Genomic DNA, 16,580 nt, shown 5'->3' on the forward strand with positions numbered 1-16,580 from the left:
TCTGAGGAGAAGCTTCAAAAATGTAGCAGTTAACGTAAGCTGTGGGCAGCCCAACGCACGCTGTTATAACAGGAGATTCCTATGGCCGTGATCCCGCGCTCGCCATTGCTCGATTCGCTGGAGTGGCTCGAATATGCGTTTCAGCCAGCCGGAGAGCCACCACCCGCTGAGGCCGCCTATGGACATCAGCGCCACAGCGCGACCGTGGTCACCGATATCGAGAACATCCCACCCAAAAGCTGCGAGTCTGATGGCGTGATTGGCAGCGGGACGCGCCCGGTGGCGGTCTACACCGCCGACTGCCTGCCAGTGCTGTTCGCCGATCACCAGCAGCGGATCGTGGCCGCGGTTCATGCCGGACTCAAAGGTACGCTGGCGGGTGTGCTGACCCGCGCGGTTGAAAAACTCTGCGAGCAGGGCTGCGAGCCGCAGAACCTGATGGTGGCGATCGGTCCGGCGATGGGCCCCTGCTGTTATGAACTGGCCGAACCGCAGCTGGCGGAGATTGCGCAGAACCCGGCATTGGCCAGCGGGCTGCGCTGGCACCAGAACCAGCCGGTTAATCCTCTGGCGCAACGTCCACAGGCCGCTGCCCGCCAGCAGGGTGTCTGGTTCGATCTGCCTGCGCTGGCGACGCAGTTGCTGGTAAACGCGGGGGTGCCGGCTGCGCAGATCGATAACGTCAATGTCTGCACCTACTGTATGGCCGAAAGCGGTTCAAGCTACCGCTTTAATACCCACCACGGCAGCGGCTATCACTCCCGCTATTCATGGATCCGTCGACGTTAATGGGTTTTCTGGCACCGCGCTGACAGCATGTAGTGGAATCTGAACTGCGACGGGCGCTGACGCCTGTCGCAAAGCTACGCGGGCCACGGATGGCGGTCTTAACCTCTTTGCGCAAGGCACGGGCTACCTCCGCCCACTCTTTGTTACTCACCTCACTCCCCTGCCGTTGTTTATGATTTCACTCACACCCTGACATTCTTTCACTTTTTTTTAACGCAGAAGTGGCTAGAGTGAACTCATCCGACCACTTTACCGTGAGTGACTATCATGTCCGTCAATCCTGACTATCCTGCGCTGTTTACGCCGCTGGACCTTGGCTTTACCCGACTGAAAAACCGCTTTCTGATGGGGTCAATGCACACCGGACTGGAAGAACACCCGGATGGCGCAGCCCGGCTGGCGGCTTTCTACGGCGAGCGGGCGCGTGAAGGCGTCGCGCTGATCGTCACCGGCGGCATCGCCCCCAATGCCCAGGGGGTCACCACCGCGCATGGCGCGATGCTCACCGACGAGACGCAATGTGACTGGCACCGGCAGATCACGGAGGCGGTACATCAGCATCAGGGCAAAATCGCCCTGCAGATCCTGCATACCGGCCGTTACAGCTATCAGCCCGATCTGGTTGCGCCCTCGGCACGCCAGGCGCCGATTAACCCGTTTACGCCACAGGCGATGAGCGAGGCGGCGATTGAACAGACCATTGATGACTTTGCCCGCTGCGCCCGACTGGCACAGCAGGCGGGCTACGATGGCGTGGAGATCATGGGTTCCGAAGGCTACCTGATTAATCAGTTTCTGGTAAAGCACACCAATCAGCGCACCGACCGCTGGGGTGGCGACTTCCGGCAGCGGATGCAGTTCGCGCTGGCGATTACCCGCGCCGTTCGCGCCGCGACCGGTGACGCCTTTATCATCATCTTCCGGTTGTCGATGCTCGACCTGATCGAAGAGGGCAGCACGCTGGAGGAGACGCTGTTGCTGGCGGGCGAACTGGAGCAGTGCGGCGTCACGCTGTTTAATACCGGTATTGGCTGGCACGAGGCGCGCATCCCGACCATCGCCACCTGCGTGCCGCGTGCGGCCTTTGCGTGGGTGACGCAGCGCCTGCGTGAACAGGTGAAGGTGCCGGTCATCGCCACCAATCGCATCAACCATCCCGCCGTCGCCGAGCAGCTGTTGCAGTCCGGCTGCGCCGATATGGTGTCGATGGCGCGCCCTTTTCTCGCCGATCCCGCCTTTGTCACTAAAGCACAGCGCGGTGAACCGGACAGCATCAACACCTGCATTGCCTGTAATCAGGCCTGCCTCGATCAGGTGTTCGCCGGTAAAATCACCTCCTGCCTGGTCAATCCGCGCGCCTGCCATGAGTCGCTGATGCCGGTCATCGCCAGCACCGCCCCGCGCAGGCTGGCCGTAGTGGGTGCCGGTCCGGCCGGCATGGCGTTTGCGCTACAGGCGGCGCAGCGCGGCCATCAGGTAACCCTCTATGAGGCCGCGCCGGAGATAGGCGGCCAGTTCAATATTGCCCGGCTGATCCCTGGCAAATCGGAGTTCAGCGAAACGCTGCGCTATTTCCGGCATGAGCTGGCGGCCGCAGGCGTGACGGTTCAGACGGGCTGGCGGGTGACGGCGGATCAGCTGAGTGACGCCGATGAAGTGGTTCTGGCGACCGGCATTCAGCCGCGTACGCCCGATATTCCGGGCATCGACCACCCCAGCGTGCTGAGCTACCTGGAGGTGCTGCGCGATAAGCGCCCGGTGGGGAAACGGGTGGCGATTATCGGCGCAGGCGGTATTGGCTTTGATGTGGCGGAGTATCTGTCACAGCCATCCCATGACGAGGATCTGGCGGCGTTTTATGCCGAATGGGGCATCGACCACAGCCTGACGCAGCGTGGCGGCGTGATGAAACCCGAGCCGCCTGCCGCGTTACGGCAAATCTGGCTGCTGCAACGCCGATCGGGAAAACCGGGTGCCGGGCTGGCAAAAACCACCGGCTGGATCCATCGCGCCAGTCTGCAGGCGCAGGGCGTAGAGATGTGGGGCGGCGTTGAGTATCTGGCGATTGATAACAGCGGCCTGCATCTGCGGCGCAACGGCGAAACGCTGCTGCTGGAGGTCGATAATGTGATTATCTGTGCCGGACAGGAGCCGCAGCGCGAACTGGAAGCCGCGCTGCGTGCAAAAGGACAGAGGGTGACAGTCATCGGCGGTGCGGATGTGGCGCAGGAGCTGGATGCGCGCCGTGCGATTGCGCAGGCGACGCAGCTGGCATTAACCGTCTGACTAGCGCATTTTCACCGCGCGCAGCACCACAAACTTCTGGTTAGAGGCGATCAGCGTACAGTTACCAAACAGCTTCTTCAGCTTGTGGTGATAATCGAGGTGGCGGTTGCCGACAATGCGCAACTCGCCGCCATACTGAAGGCAGCGTTTGGCATCACGGAACATCTGCCATGCCAGGTGATCGGTCACCGCGTGCTGCTGGTGGAACGGCGGGTTGCACAGCACCGCGTGCAGCCGATCTGACGGATAGCCACTCAGCACGTTGTTCACCAGGAACTGACAGCGTGACAGATCCTCAGGACGGTTCACTTCCACATTAAGCTTGCTGGAGGCGACCGCCATGTAAGACTCATCAAGGAAATGCACCTCGGCCTGCGGGTTCTGCTCCAGCGCCACCAGTCCCACCACGCCGTTACCACAGCCGAGATCGACAATCTCGCCCTCAATGTTTTCCGGCAGATGCTGCACAAAGAGCCGTGCGCCGATATCCAGCGAAGCGCGCGAGAAGACGTTGGCGTAGTTGTGAATCTGATAAGGGGTGCCATCCAGCGGCCAGACCAGCGTCGGCGTGGCCTCGCGCAGTGCAGGCTTGCTGAACTGGCTGTAGATCAGACGCGCTTTTTTCCACGCCAGAGAGGTTTTGGTTTCACCAATGATCTGTTCGAACAGCTGCAGCGTAGAGTTATGGATCTCTTTGGCGCGCGCCGCCGCCAGAATCACCGTATCAGGCGTGACGACTTCGCGAATGGCGCGCAGCTGGTGCTCCAGCAGCGCCAGGGTTTTAGGCACCTTGATCAGCACAGCCGCAGGTGAAGCAGGCAGTTCAGCCAGGCTATCAACAAAGTGAACGTCGCTGTCATCCAGCCCATTAAAGGTCAGGTTCTGACGGGCGGCCTGCTGGCTCAGCCAGGAGTCGCTGACGTGCCAGACGGTACGCGGATTCAGGGCGCAGGTTAATGCCCCGAAACTGTCGTTGAAGACCAGCACCGGCCCCTCTGGCAGCGCCTGCTGTAACAGATATTCATCAGCCGCATCCCAGGCTTGTAATGGACTTTCGTCACGCATCTGCGGGAAGCGATGCAGGATCAGTGTGCGATCGTTCAGTTCAAGTTGGCTCATGAATTCTCCGGCGTGGTACACTTTGGTTGATTTTCGCCCCAAAATCGGGGGCGCAGTATACTGTCTTTCGCCTGGAATCCCTAATGTCCTCACTGATCTACCTTCAGGGTTATCCTGCCCCCCTTCTTGAGCAGGTTCAGTCGCTGATCGCCCATCAGCGCTTAGGTGCGTTCCTGCAGGAACGTTATCCCGACACCCACGACGTGATGAGTGATAAAGCGCTGTATGACTACACGCAGGCGCTGAAAAATCGCTATATGCGCAATGCGCCGCCGATCAGCAAAGTGATGTGGGATAACAAGATTAAGGTGATGAAGCATGCACTCGGGCTGCACACAGCCATCTCGCGGATTCAGGGCGGTAAGCTTAAGGCGAAAGCGGAAATCCGTATCTCGACCTTTTTCCGCCTCGCGCCAGAGCCGTTTCTGCGGATGATCGTGGTGCATGAGCTGGCACACCTTAAAGAGAAAGATCACGATAAGGCGTTCTACCAGCTCTGCTGCCATATGGAGCCGGATTATCACCAGCTCGAATTTGATGCGCGACTGTGGATGACGGACCAGGCGATGCGCGGCAACGCGGCTTAAAGAAACTCCTGCGCTTTCTGAATCAGGCTGGTTTTGGTCAGCGCGCCCAGAAAGCGCCGTTCCTGCGGATTGTTGAGCACCGGCAACCGCTCCAGCGTCACCGCCGCAAAGGCTTCCCATCCCTCACGCATACTCTGATTCTGATACACCACCGGGAAATCCTGATCCATCACGCACTGCACCGGTGAGTCGAGGGTGATCTCCTGGGCCAGCACCCGGCGCGAAATTTCATGAATCGAGACCACACCGAGGAAAGCGCCCGCGGCGTTGATCACATAAACATAGCGTTCACGCTTCAGGGAGCTGACCGCCAGCGCCTGCCCCACCGACTCCTCCGGCTGCAACGCCGCACCCGCAATAATCAGCTCGGCAATGCGCATGTTATCGAAATCATATTTCGCTTCTGAACGGCTGAAGTGATGACTCACGACCGGATAGGTACTGGCGGATTGCAGGCGATAGACCACCATCGACGCCAGCACCGTGGCGATCATCAGCGGAAACAGCAGGCTGCTGTTGAGCGTCATCTCCAGCACCATCAGCATCGCCATCAACGGCGCCTGACTGACCGCCGCCAGCACCGCCGCCATACCAATCGCGGCATAGAGCAGCACATTGCCGAGCGGCAGATGCAGCGCCGCCCCCACCGTCGCGATGATCACCCCCAGCAGCGCGCCAATCAGCAGCGAAGGGGTAAAGAGTCCGCCGACGGCGTTCGACCCTACCGACAGGCTGGTAGCGAGGGTTTTTAGCACCAGCAACAGCAGCAGACCCGGCAGCAGGTAGTGCCCGGCCATCACTTTGACGATCACCTCGTAGCCGTTGCCGAGGGTATCAGTGGAGATCAGCGCCAGTAAGCCGACCGCAAAGCCGCCCGCCCCGAGGCGCAGCGGCAGGGAGGCGACCCGGCTGAACAGCACTTTGCTGCGGGCGATGCATTTAATCACGATCCAGCCCGCCAGACCGGCGCACAGACCAATCACCACCGTCATCAGCAGGCTGCTGAGATCCATGGCGAAGTTCGCGTCTGCCAGCGGATAGAGCGCGCTGCGAAAACCCAGCGTCCACATGGTCATCACCGCCGTGGCGGCAGCGATGATCAGGGGGATCAGCCGCTGCAACGCAGAAATGCCGAAGGCGATTTCCGCCACAAAAATCGCCGACGCCAGTGGCGCATGGTAAACCGACGCGAGGCCCGCCGCCGCCGCCATCGCCACCACGTCACTGTTTTTCAGGTTAAGTGAGGCCGGTAACAGGCGACCAATCGCACTGCCGCATAGTGCCGAGAGCTGCACCATCGGCCCCTCTTTACCTATCGACGCGCCGCTGCCGATACTGGCAATCGACGATAAGGCACGGAACAGTGAGGTCCGGGTCGGCACCGCATCCAGCCGGGCGTTGATCACTTCAAGGTAATCCGTTTTCACCGTCTGCTGCTGCTCAATGGCAACGGCATAACGCAGAAAATAGCCCGCCAGAACGCCGCCCGCCCCCACCAGCAGCGGCCAGAAGATCCACGGCCAGAGATGCAGGGATTCGGTTATTTCGCCACTGCGGGCAAACAGCAGATGGTTGATCAGTTCAATCACGCCGCGGAAAGCCAGCGTCACCAGCGACGCCGCACACCCGACCGGAATGGCGATCAGAAGTGTGGTCCAGTTTAATGCGTGCTTACTTGCTTTCACCTGCGCTCCCTGGTTGGTACATAAACATCATCGCTTCCGCATATTATTGGAATGCGGATCGCAGGATCAATCCCTGCCCGCCCGGCACCATTGCACAGCGTGGGTGAGATGTTACTCTGCCGCTTTACAGCTGCCGGAGAGATGACGTGATTCGTTTTGCCATTGTGGGAACAAACTGGATTACACGCCAGTTTATTGATGCCGCTCATGAAACCGGAGCGATGAAGCTCTGTGCGGTCTATTCACGCAGTCAGCAGCAGGCTGAGGCCTTTATCGCCGATTATCCCTGCAAACAGACCTTTACCTCACTGGAAGCGCTGGCCGCCAGTCCGGAGATCGATGCGGTCTATCTTGCCAGCCCCAACGCCCTGCACTGCCAGCAGGCGCTGCTGTTTATGTCGCACGGCAAGCATGTGATTTGCGAAAAACCGCTGGCCTCTAATCTGGCAGAAGTGGAACAGATGATCGCCTGCGCCCGTGAGCATCAGGTGGTGCTGTTTGAGGCGTTTAAAACTGCCAGCCTGCCGAATTTCCTGCGGCTGCAGCAGGCACTGCCTGACGTGGGTAAACTGCGAAAAGCGCTGCTGAATTACTGCCAGTACTCCTCACGCTACCCACGCTATCTCAACGGCGAGAACCCCAATACCTTTGATCCGCGCTGGTCGAATGGCTCAATTATGGATATCGGTTATTACTGCCTGGCCTCGGCGGTGACGCTGTGGGGCGAGCCAGATCGCGTGCAGGCCAGGGCGACTTTGCTTGCGAGCGGCGTGGACGCGCACGGCGTGGTGGTGCTGAGTTACGGTGATTTCGACGTGACGATTCTGCATTCTAAGGTGAGTGATTCCAGCCTGCCCAGCGAGATTCAGGGTGAAGCGGGCGCACTGGTCATCGAAAAGCTATCGGAGTGCCAGCAGCTGACGTTTGTGCCGCGGGGCGCGGAAAAGCAGACGCTGAGCCAGCCGCAGCATATCAACACCATGCTGTATGAGGCCGCCGCTTTTGCCCGGCTGGTTGAGCAGCGCCAGGTGGACCACCCTTCGCTTGAGGTTTCGCGGATTACTGCGTCGCTGCTGACAGAGATACGCCGCCAGACCGGCGTGATCTTCCCGGCCGACCAGGCTGCTGTGTAAATATTTCTAAATATGTCTGAGAGATGTTGCTTCCTGTGCGGCTAAACCGTAACTTACCCTCCTGCAAAGGGGAGTAACTTGTAAGCTGATTGATCGTCATTACGATGCGAAAGCATCCGGTCATCAGGCAACCCGGAATCAATTTCTGTGTTGTAAGTGAGACCTTGCCGGAAGGCGAGGTTTGCTTACACAAAAATAAGCGGCTGACGTCTTCTGACTTCAGCCGTTTTTTTTTATTTTTCGGACAGGATACGAATATGCAAACTGTGGGTACGCCTTTACTGTGGGGCAGCTTTGCGGTTGTGGTGCTTATCATGCTGGCTATCGACCTGCTGTTGCAGGGACGCCGTGGCGCGCAGACCATGTCTTTCAAACAGGCGGCCGTCTGGTCGCTGATCTGGGTTTCAGTCTCACTGCTGTTCAGCGCCGCCTTCTGGTGGTATCTGGAGGGCAGCGCGGGACGTGAAGTCGCTAACACGCAGACGCTCGCCTTCCTGACCGGTTACGTGCTGGAAAAAGCGCTGGCGGTGGATAACGTCTTCGTCTGGCTGATGCTGTTCAGTTACTTCTCTATTCCGGCAAATCTGCAGCGCCGGGTGCTGATCTATGGGGTATTAGGCGCTATCGTGCTGCGTACCATCATGATCTTCGCCGGTAGCTGGCTGGTCACGCAGTTCAGCTGGATCCTCTATGTGTTCGGTGCCTTCCTGCTGTTCACCGGTGTGAAAATGGCGCTGGCGAAAGAGGATGACAGCGCGGTGGGCGAAAAACCTGTGGTGCGCTGGCTGCGTAAGCATCTGCGCATGACTGACGATCTCGACGGCGAGAAGTTCTTCACCCGCAAAAACGGCGTGCTGTTTGCGACGCCACTGCTGCTGGTGCTGATCATGGTGGAAATCAGCGACGTGATCTTTGCGGTAGACAGTATCCCGGCGATCTTCGCCGTGACCACTGACCCGTTTATCGTACTAACCTCAAACCTGTTCGCTATCCTGGGTTTGCGTGCCATGTACTTCCTGCTGGCAAACGTGGCGGAACGGTTCTCGATGCTGAAGTATGGCCTGGCGATTGTGCTGGTGTTCATCGGCTTTAAGATGCTGATTGTCGACCTCTACCATATCCCGGTCGGTATCTCGCTGGGTGTGGTCGGTGCCATTCTGGCATCAACCCTGCTGATTAATGCCTGGGTTAACCGCAAAAGAGACCAGAAAAAGCTCGCACCATAATTACCTGCAGGGGCAGCCGATGCCCCTGTTTTATTTTGTGGCAGCCTGTCACGCCATTTCATCCCTCTGTCACACTTCCACTATCCAGCATAATAAAAATCTGACCTGCTCCACAGTGACAGAACTTTCTCTTTTCTCGTCCGATCTTTTCCTTATACTCCGCCGGGCAAACCGTTTTAGCCGATGCAAAACATCGCGTCTGAAACTACATCCGCGACAAAATATAGAAAATATTATGCAGAAAACTCTCTCCGCACGTCTGGGCACGCTGCTCGCCGGAAGCCTGGTGAAGCAAATCATGATTGGGCTGATCGCCGGTGTGGCGCTCGCCTGGATTTCACACGATGCCGCTATCGCGGTCGGTCTGCTGGGTGAACTGTTTGTCAGTGCGCTGAAAGCAGTCGCGCCATTGCTGGTACTGATGCTGGTGATCGCCTCGATTGCCAACCACCAGCAGGGCCAGAAGAGCAATATCCGGCCGATTATTATGCTTTATCTGCTGAGCACCTTTTTCGCGGCGGTCGTCGCGGTGGTCTTCAGCCATCTGATCCCGCAGACGCTGACGCTGGCGGTGGGCACCACGGAAATCACACCACCATCCGGCATTACCGAAGTGTTACGCGGACTGCTGATGAGCATGGTGTCGAATCCGATCACGGCCCTGATGAACGCCAACTACATCGGCATTCTGGTGTGGGCAATTGGTCTCGGGCTGGCTTTCCGTCACAGCAGTGACACTACCCGCGCCTTTCTCAATGATGCCTCTCATGCGGTGACCTGGCTGGTACGCTGCGTGATTCGCTGCGCGCCGATTGGTATTTTCGGTCTGGTGGCCTCGATCCTCGCGTCTACCGGCTTTGGCGCGCTGTGGCAATATGCGCATCTGCTGGCGCTGCTGCTGGGCTGTATGCTGCTGATGGCGCTGGTGGTGAACCCGCTGCTGGTGTTCTATAAAATCCGTCGCAACCCCTATCCACTGGTCTTCACCTGCCTGCGCGAAAGCGGCGTGACCGCCTTCTTTACCCGCAGTTCTGCCGCCAACATTCCGGTAAATATGGCGCTGGCGAAACGTCTGGATCTGGATGAGGATACCTATTCGGTGTCGATTCCGCTGGGTGCAACTATCAGTATGGCGGGGGCATCGATTACCATTACCGTGCTGACGCTGGCGGCGGTGCATACGCTGGGGATCAGCATTGATGTGCCGACGGCAATTCTGCTGAGTCTGGTGGCGTCACTCTGTGCCTGTGGTGCATCTGGCGTGGCGGGCGGTTCGCTGCTGCTGATCCCGGTGGCCTGTAACATGTTCGGCATTCCGAATGATCTGGCAATGCAGGTGGTGGCGGTCGGCTTTATTATCGGCGTCCTGCAGGATTCGGCGGAAACCGCGCTGAACTCCTCAACCGATATTCTGTTTACCGCCGCTGTCTGTCAGGCAGAAGCGGAGCGCGAAACCAGTCGGGCTTAACCTTTCAGATAGCTCAAAAGCTCAAAGAGTGGGTGGCAGAGTCCGAAGAGCAAAGCGTCCCGCGCCAGGGAAGGCGCGGGCCGAGCGAGCAGGGATGCTTTAAGCGACTTTGCGATCGGACTCTGCCACCCACGAAGGGCACAGGATTAACCGACGGTAATGACAACATCAGGATCGCCATTGTTTGCCTGACAAACTATAGCGTCACACCGCTTTTGAAAATCGCCAGCTCGCGGAAATCGTTCTTCTCGTTGTTGGTCGGCTGACCGCTGGCAATCGCCACAATGCTGTCGACAAAGTCTTCCAGCATCGCATCCATACTCATTCCCTCGATCAACCGTCCGGCATTAAAGTCGATCCAGTGCGGTTTCTTCTCCGCCAGCGGCGTATTGGTGGCCAGCTTCACCGTCGGCACAAAACCGCCATAAGGTGTGCCGCGTCCGGTACTGAACAGCACCATGTGGCAACCGGCTCCCGCCAGCGCACTAGTGGCGACCGCATCATTGCCCGGCGCACTCAGCAGATTCAGCCCCGGCGTTTTTAACCGTTCGCCATACTTCAGCACATCGACCACCTGGCTCTGCCCCGCTTTCTGAGTACAGCCCAGCGACTTCTCCTCCAGCGTGGTGATACCGCCCGCTTTGTTGCCTGGTGACGGGTTTTCGTAGATCGGCTGCTGGTGATCGATAAAATACTGTTTGAAATCGTTGATCATCGCCACCGTTTTGCTGAAGGTCTCCTCGTCGCGACAGCGACTCATCAAAATCCGCTCTGCGCCAAACATTTCCGGCACTTCGGTCAGTACGGTCGTGCCGCCATTGGCGATCATCTGGTCCGAGAAACGTCCCAGCAACGGATTGGCGGTGATGCCAGACAAACCATCCGAACCGCCGCACTCCAGACCAAACTTCAGCTCGCTGAGTTTGCCCGGCTCGCGCTGGTCGTGACGCATTTTTTCATACAATGCGTGCAGCCGCTCCAGCCCGGCTTCCACCTCATCGTCATGCTGCTGGCACACCATAAACTCGACCCGGTCGCTTTCAAACGCGCCGAGGGTGTCACGGAAGGCATCAACCTGATTGTTTTCGCAGCCGAGACCAATCACCAGCACCGCGCCAGCATTAGGATGGCGCACCATGTTCTGCAGCATGGTGCGGGTGTTTTCGTGATCCTGCCCCAGTTGCGAACAACCGAAGGTATGGCTGAACAGGAACGCGCCATCGATGTCTTCTGCATCCTGCGTCTCCTTCAGAAAGCGCTGCAGGATCTGACGCGCAATGCCGTTGACGCAGCCGACGGTCGGCAGGATCCACAGCTCATTGCGGATGCCGACCTCGCCGTTAGCACGACGGTAGATCTGCACCTCACGGTCACCCGGCTGCGGCGGCAGCGTCACAAACTCGGGCTGATACGCATACTGATCCAGATCGCTGAGATTGGTGCGGGCGTTCTGCGAATGGATTAACTCACCGGCGGCCACAGGCTGCGTGGCATGGGCAATCGGCAGCCCATATTTGATCACCAGCTCATCCTGCGCGATAGGCTGCAGGGCAAATTTATGCCCGCGTCCGACCGCCTGTTGCACCGCCACACTCAGTGGCGGCAGCTCTATCATGGCGCCCGCGTCTAAATCACGTAACGCCACGGCGACATTGTCGCGGGGATCAATTTTAATTGCGTCTTGCATAGCGTTATCTCAGTTGGCTCAGCGCCTCACGCATTCCGTGGGCGATGATATTTTGCAGGTGTTGGGTGACAGCCGCAGCCAGTCCGGGCTGACGGGTTAAATCTTCACCCCAGTGTTGCGCGTCGCTGAGTACGCCGTTCACCAGCTGTTGCGGTGACAGCTGATCCGCATCAAGTGCTTTCCAGGCGTCGGCGTAGCGCTGTAACCACTGCGGCTCGTCCTGCAATGGCCAGCTTTTGCCGGCTGACTCGCCGCGATAAAAAGCGATCAGCGCGGCCAGCGCAAAGGTGATGTGTGTCGGCCACTCGCCGGTTTGCTGATGCGCGGCAAGGAGTGGGGTCAGCAGACGGGTGCGGAATTTGGTCATGCCATTAAGGGCAATCGACAGCAGCGCGTGGCGAATAAACGGATTGCGGAAACGACGCTGTACCGCATCGGCAAACGCGTGCAGTTCATCGGCAGGCAGATCCAGCGTCGGGATCACTTCGTGACGCAGCAGGTTATCCACAAATCCGGCGATAGCCGGATCGGCCATCGCCTCTCCCACACTCTCAATACCGGCCAGAAACGCGACCGGTACCATTGCAGTGTGCGCGCCATTGAGAATGGCCACTTTTTGCGCTTTATAGGGCGCAATGTCATCCACATGCCGAACCTGCGGCGACAGCGCCGCCAGCTTCAGTTCATTAAACAGCGCCGACGGCCCCTGAATCACAAACTGATAGTAGACTTCGCCCGCCACCAGATAGCGATCTTCATAACCCAGCTCGCGTTGTAGCTGCTCGCTTTCCGCCGGGAAGCCGGTGACGATGCGGTCGACCAGGGTGTTATAGAACGCGCAGTGCTGATGAACCCAGGTTTTAAATTCGGAGGGCAGATGCCACTGATCGGCGTAGCGCAGCACCAGATCGCGCAGCGTATCGCCGTTATGGTCAATCAGCTCGCACGGCACCACCAGCCAGCCCCGGTAGCTGGCGCCATTGAAGTGGGAATAGCGCGCCCACAGCAGCTGCGTCAGTTTGCCGGGGAAACTGCTGGCGGGCTGATCGGTGAGCTGATCGGTGCCGACAAAGGCGATGCCCGCTTCGGTAGTATTGGAGAAGACCATGCGCAGATCCGGATTACGGGCCAGCGCCATAAACTCGCCGAACTGCTGCCAGGGCTGGATTTCACGGTTGAGGCTGCGGATCAGCCGGGTTTCGCTGACCTGCTCGCCCTGATCGTTCAGCCCGCGGATCAGCGTGGTATAGAGACCATCCTGCTGATTCAGGCTGTCGCTGACTTCACGGTTGCGCGGCCGCACCACCACGATCCCGGCATCGGTGCCCTGATGTTCATTCAGCCAGTCGATCTGCCAGTCAATAAAGGCGCGCAGGAAGTTGCCTTCGCCGAACTGGATCACCCGGTCGCGATAGACGGCGCCCGGAAAGTCGTGACGGTTTAGCCTTTTCATTATCAGGCTCCCAGCTCAATGCCGAAGTAATCGCGGGCATTGTTGAAGCAGATGTTCTGTACCATCTGGCCTAACAGTGCTTCATCGGCTGGCGCTTCACCCTGTTCCACCCAGCGGCCTATCATCTGGCACAGTAGCCGGCGGAAATATTCGTGGCGGGTGTAGGAGAGGAAGCTGCGGCTGTCGGTCAGCATGCCGACGAAACGGCTCAAAAGACCAATCTGCGCCAGCTGCGTCATCTGACGCTGCATACCATCCAGCTGATCGTTGAACCACCAGGCTGAACCGAACTGCATTTTGCCCGCCTGACCTTCGCCCTGGAAGTTGCCCGCCATGGTGGCCAGCACTTCGTTGTCGCGCGGGTTCAGGCAGTAGAGAATGGTTTTAGGCAGCGCATTATTGAGATTCTGCGCGCCCAGCAGGCGTGCCAGCGGTTCGGCCAGCGGCTGGTCGTTGATCGAATCGAAGCCGACATCAGGCCCCAGCAGCTGGTACTGGCGCGGATTGGTGTTGCGCAGTGCGCCAATGTGATACTGCTGCACCCAGCCACGGCGGGCATATTCGCTGCCCAGCCAGACCAGCACCGCCGTTTTAAACTGTGCCGTTTCCTGCGGGTTGGGCGCGGCACCGCTGCGACGACGCGCCAGAATCGCATCCAGCGTGGCGTCATCCGCCTCGGCGTAGCAGACCACATCCAGCGCGTGATCGGAGACTTTACAGCCGTGCGCCGCGAAGTGATCCAGCCGCTGATGCAGTGCGCTGCGCAGATCGTCAAAACGCTGCACGCTGATATCCGTCAGCTGCTCCAGCGTCTCGATCCACGGCAGGAAGGTTTCCGCTTCGATATTAAACGCTTTGTCCGGACGCCAGCTCGGCAGCACTTTAACGCTGAAGCTGGCATCGTCTGCCAGCGCGCGGTGATGGCGCAGGTCATCCAGCGGATCGTCAGTGGTGCCCACCATCTTCACCTTCATCTGCTGCATGATGCCGCGCGTGGTAAAGCTATCCTGCGCCAGCAGTTCATTGCAGCGATGCCAGATGCTGTCAGCCGTTTTCTCAGAAAGCAGCGTATCGGTAATACCGAAAGGCCGGCGTAACTCCAGGTGGGTCCAGTGATAGAGCGGGTTGCCGATAGTGTGCGGCACGGTGCGCGCCCAGGCGTCAAATTTTTCACGATCGCTGGCGTTACCGGTACAGAACGCCTCAGCCACACCGTTGGCGCGCATGGCCCGCCACTTATAGTGATCGCCCTTCAGCCAGATGTCATAAAGGTTGGCGAAGCGATAATTTTCAGCAATCTGCTGCGGCGGTAAGTGGCAGTGATAGTCGAAAATCGGCTGATCCTTTGCATAGTCGTGATAGAGACGACGGGCGAATTCGGTATCCAGCAAAAAATCTTCGGTCATGAAACGTGACATACATGCTTCCTCATCGACTGAACCACGGATGGCCCAAAGTTATCATACCAATTTTAGTCCGTTACGGATTTATTTGCGATCCTGCTCACATAAACGGCGGTAGCTGGCTGCCGTTATGGACGTTTTTGTCGCCCGCATCGCGCTAAATGGCTGTCATTACGCAGGTTTCCAGTATCCCACAGTGCAGAAAGGGTTTTTGTGATGGCTCTCAACTTTTAAAGTTGTATAACAAGTTAGGCTCTCGCCCCATCGTGAGGTCGTTAGCGACTCACAAATGGCAAGGTCATAACAGGGTTGCTCATACAGAACCTGCGGGCGTGAGCAGAGCTGCATCACGTGCTGTCCCGCTCCAGATAACAACAGCGGCAAGACCGCATACAGAACTGGAAGAGGTAGAGGATGCGTAAGATCAAAGGGTTACGCTGGTACATGATTGGACTGGTGACGCTCGGTACGGTGTTGGGGTATCTGACCCGTAACACCATTGCCGTGGCGGCCCCGACATTAATGTCAGAGCTGCATATCACCACGCAGCAGTACTCCTACATAATTGCGGCCTATTCAGCCTGCTACACGCTGATGCAACCGGTGGCAGGTTATGTACTCGATCTGCTCGGCACCAAAGTCGGCTACGCGGTGTTTGCTATTATGTGGGCGATTTTCTGTGCCGCTACGGCGATGGCGGGCAGCTGGGGCGGACTGGCGCTGGCACGTGGCGCAGTCGGTGCGGCTGAAGCGGCGATGATCCCGGCCGGATTGAAAGCGAGCAGCGAATGGTTCCCGGCTAAAGAGCGTTCGGTCGCCGTGGGCTACTTTAACGTGGGTTCGTCTATCGGTGCGATGCTGGCTCCGCCGCTGGTGGTCTGGGCGATCGTGGCGCACAGCTGGCAGATGGCATTTATCATGACCGGTGTGCTAAGCATGGCCTGGGCACTCAGCTGGCTGGTGTTTTACAAGCACCCGAAACAGCAGAAGAAGCTGAGCGATGAAGAGCGCGACTATATTATCTCCGGCCAGGAAGCGCAGCATCAGACCGGCAACACCCGCAAAATGTCAGCACTGGAGATTATCCGTAACCGCCAGTTCTGGGGTATTGCCCTGCCGCGCTTTCTGGCAGAACCGGCCTGGGGAACGTTCAACGCCTGGATTCCGCTGTTTATGTTTAAGGTTTACGGCTTCAATCTGAAAGAGATTGCGATGTTCGCCTGGATGCCGATGCTGTTCGCGGACTTCGGCTGCATCCTCGGTGGCTATCTGCCGCCGCTGTTTCAGCGCTGGTTCGGCGTTAACCTGATCGTCTCCCGCAAGATGGTAGTGACCATGGGTGCGGTGTTAATGATTGCGCCGGGCACCATCGGCCTGTTCACCAGCCCCTACGTCGCTATTGGTCTGCTGTGCATCGGCGGGTTTGCGCATCAGGCCCTCTCTGGCGCGCTGATCACCCTCTCCTCAGACGTTTTCGGCCGCAATGAAGTTGCCACGGCTAACGGCCTGACCGGCATGGCAGCCTGGACCGCCAGCACCATGTTTGCGCTGGTGGTCGGTGCACTGGCCGATACGCTGGGCTTCAGCCCACTGTTTGCCGCGCTGGCGGTGTTTGATCTGCTGGGTGCCGTCGTTATCTGGACGGTTCTGAAAAATAAACCCATTTCAGAGCTGAATGCCGAAGCCGTTATTCCGCAGGCCAGCGCCGTTCGCAGTTAATCTGCCGGGCTGGCGCAAGCCAGCC

Annotated in this window: 12 protein-coding genes; 7 read left to right on the forward strand and 5 right to left on the reverse strand. The window is 58.5% G+C overall.

Annotated features, from left to right (window positions below; translation table 11 throughout):
- Positions 1–81 precede the first annotated feature (81 nt).
- Both HFD95_RS15265 and HFD95_RS15270 read left to right on the forward strand, forming a co-directional pair.
- On the forward strand, positions 82–789 hold the full coding sequence (locus HFD95_RS15265; protein WP_167430457.1) for a polyphenol oxidase family protein: 708 nt from the start codon (positions 82–84) through the stop codon (positions 787–789).
- A 267-nt stretch (positions 790–1,056) separates the two neighbouring features.
- Positions 1,057–3,075, forward strand: a complete 2,019-nt coding sequence (locus HFD95_RS15270) for an NADPH-dependent 2,4-dienoyl-CoA reductase (protein WP_167430458.1) — start codon at positions 1,057–1,059, stop codon at positions 3,073–3,075.
- On the opposite strand, the gene rlmG is transcribed toward HFD95_RS15270, so the two are convergent.
- Positions 3,076–4,194 carry a 23S rRNA (guanine(1835)-N(2))-methyltransferase RlmG gene (gene rlmG / locus HFD95_RS15275; protein WP_064704043.1) on the reverse strand — a complete coding sequence of 373 codons (1,119 nt, stop codon included), beginning with the start codon at positions 4,192–4,194 and terminating at the stop codon, positions 3,076–3,078.
- 83 nt (positions 4,195–4,277) lie between these two features.
- On the opposite strand from rlmG, the gene HFD95_RS15280 reads away from it, so the two are divergent.
- Positions 4,278–4,781 carry a M48 family metallopeptidase gene (locus HFD95_RS15280; RefSeq protein ID WP_010256568.1) on the forward strand — a complete coding sequence of 168 codons (504 nt, stop codon included), beginning with the start codon at positions 4,278–4,280 and terminating at the stop codon, positions 4,779–4,781.
- Here HFD95_RS15280 and HFD95_RS15285 read toward each other — a convergent pair.
- Complete coding sequence (locus HFD95_RS15285) at positions 4,778–6,466, reverse strand: chloride channel protein (RefSeq protein WP_167430459.1); 1,689 nt, start codon at positions 6,464–6,466, stop codon at positions 4,778–4,780. The genes HFD95_RS15280 and HFD95_RS15285 overlap by 4 nt on opposite strands.
- Positions 6,467–6,612: 146 nt before the next feature.
- Here HFD95_RS15285 and HFD95_RS15290 point away from each other — a divergent pair, with 146 nt between their 5' ends.
- The 3 genes from HFD95_RS15290 to sstT all read left to right on the forward strand — a co-directional run bounded on the left by HFD95_RS15290 (position 6,613) and on the right by sstT (position 10,293).
- Positions 6,613–7,599, forward strand: coding sequence for a Gfo/Idh/MocA family protein (locus tag HFD95_RS15290; RefSeq protein WP_033769826.1), 987 nt, complete (start codon positions 6,613–6,615; stop codon positions 7,597–7,599).
- A gap of 257 nt (positions 7,600–7,856) precedes the next feature.
- Positions 7,857–8,825 carry a TerC family protein gene (locus tag HFD95_RS15295; protein ID WP_010699777.1) on the forward strand — a complete coding sequence of 323 codons (969 nt, stop codon included), beginning with the start codon at positions 7,857–7,859 and terminating at the stop codon, positions 8,823–8,825.
- Between the two features lie 235 nt (positions 8,826–9,060).
- Entirely contained in the window at positions 9,061–10,293 is a 1,233-nt protein-coding gene (gene sstT / locus HFD95_RS15300; protein ID WP_033785571.1) for a serine/threonine transporter SstT, read from the forward strand.
- 196 nt (positions 10,294–10,489) lie between these two features.
- On the opposite strand, the gene HFD95_RS15305 is transcribed toward sstT, so the two are convergent.
- Genes HFD95_RS15305 through uxaC form a run of 3 tightly spaced genes read right to left on the reverse strand, consistent with a single transcriptional unit; the run spans position 10,490 to position 14,851 of the window.
- Positions 10,490–11,980, reverse strand: coding sequence for a UxaA family hydrolase (locus tag HFD95_RS15305; protein WP_167430460.1), 1,491 nt, complete (start codon positions 11,978–11,980; stop codon positions 10,490–10,492).
- A gap of 4 nt (positions 11,981–11,984) precedes the next feature.
- Positions 11,985–13,433: a tagaturonate reductase gene (locus HFD95_RS15310; protein WP_167430461.1), complete on the reverse strand. Its 1,449-nt coding sequence runs from the start codon at positions 13,431–13,433 to the stop codon at positions 11,985–11,987.
- Between the two features lie 2 nt (positions 13,434–13,435).
- Positions 13,436–14,851: a glucuronate isomerase gene (gene uxaC, locus HFD95_RS15315; protein WP_010256553.1), complete on the reverse strand. Its 1,416-nt coding sequence runs from the start codon at positions 14,849–14,851 to the stop codon at positions 13,436–13,438.
- 399 nt (positions 14,852–15,250) lie between these two features.
- Here uxaC and HFD95_RS15320 point away from each other — a divergent pair, with 399 nt between their 5' ends.
- Positions 15,251–16,555, forward strand: a complete 1,305-nt coding sequence (locus HFD95_RS15320) for an MFS transporter (protein ID WP_010699779.1) — start codon at positions 15,251–15,253, stop codon at positions 16,553–16,555.
- Positions 16,556–16,580 lie beyond the last annotated feature (25 nt).

The organism is Pantoea sp. EKM10T, from assembly GCF_011800685.1.
GTDB classification, from domain to species: domain Bacteria; phylum Pseudomonadota; class Gammaproteobacteria; order Enterobacterales; family Enterobacteriaceae; genus Pantoea; species Pantoea agglomerans.

Coding starts and splice junctions, on each gene's coding strand:
- HFD95_RS15310 (WP_167430461.1), bottom strand. CDS start 13,433: ATGAAAAGGCTAAACCGTCACGACTTTCCGGGCGCCGTCTATCGCGAC.
- HFD95_RS15270 (WP_167430458.1), top strand. CDS start 1,057: ATGTCCGTCAATCCTGACTATCCTGCGCTGTTTACGCCGCTGGACCTT.
- HFD95_RS15280 (WP_010256568.1), top strand. CDS start 4,278: ATGTCCTCACTGATCTACCTTCAGGGTTATCCTGCCCCCCTTCTTGAG.
- rlmG (WP_064704043.1), bottom strand. CDS start 4,194: ATGAGCCAACTTGAACTGAACGATCGCACACTGATCCTGCATCGCTTC.
- HFD95_RS15295 (WP_010699777.1), top strand. CDS start 7,857: ATGCAAACTGTGGGTACGCCTTTACTGTGGGGCAGCTTTGCGGTTGTG.
- HFD95_RS15305 (WP_167430460.1), bottom strand. CDS start 11,980: ATGCAAGACGCAATTAAAATTGATCCCCGCGACAATGTCGCCGTGGCG.
- uxaC (WP_010256553.1), bottom strand. CDS start 14,851: ATGTCACGTTTCATGACCGAAGATTTTTTGCTGGATACCGAATTCGCC.
- sstT (WP_033785571.1), top strand. CDS start 9,061: ATGCAGAAAACTCTCTCCGCACGTCTGGGCACGCTGCTCGCCGGAAGC.
- HFD95_RS15265 (WP_167430457.1), top strand. CDS start 82: ATGGCCGTGATCCCGCGCTCGCCATTGCTCGATTCGCTGGAGTGGCTC.
- HFD95_RS15320 (WP_010699779.1), top strand. CDS start 15,251: ATGCGTAAGATCAAAGGGTTACGCTGGTACATGATTGGACTGGTGACG.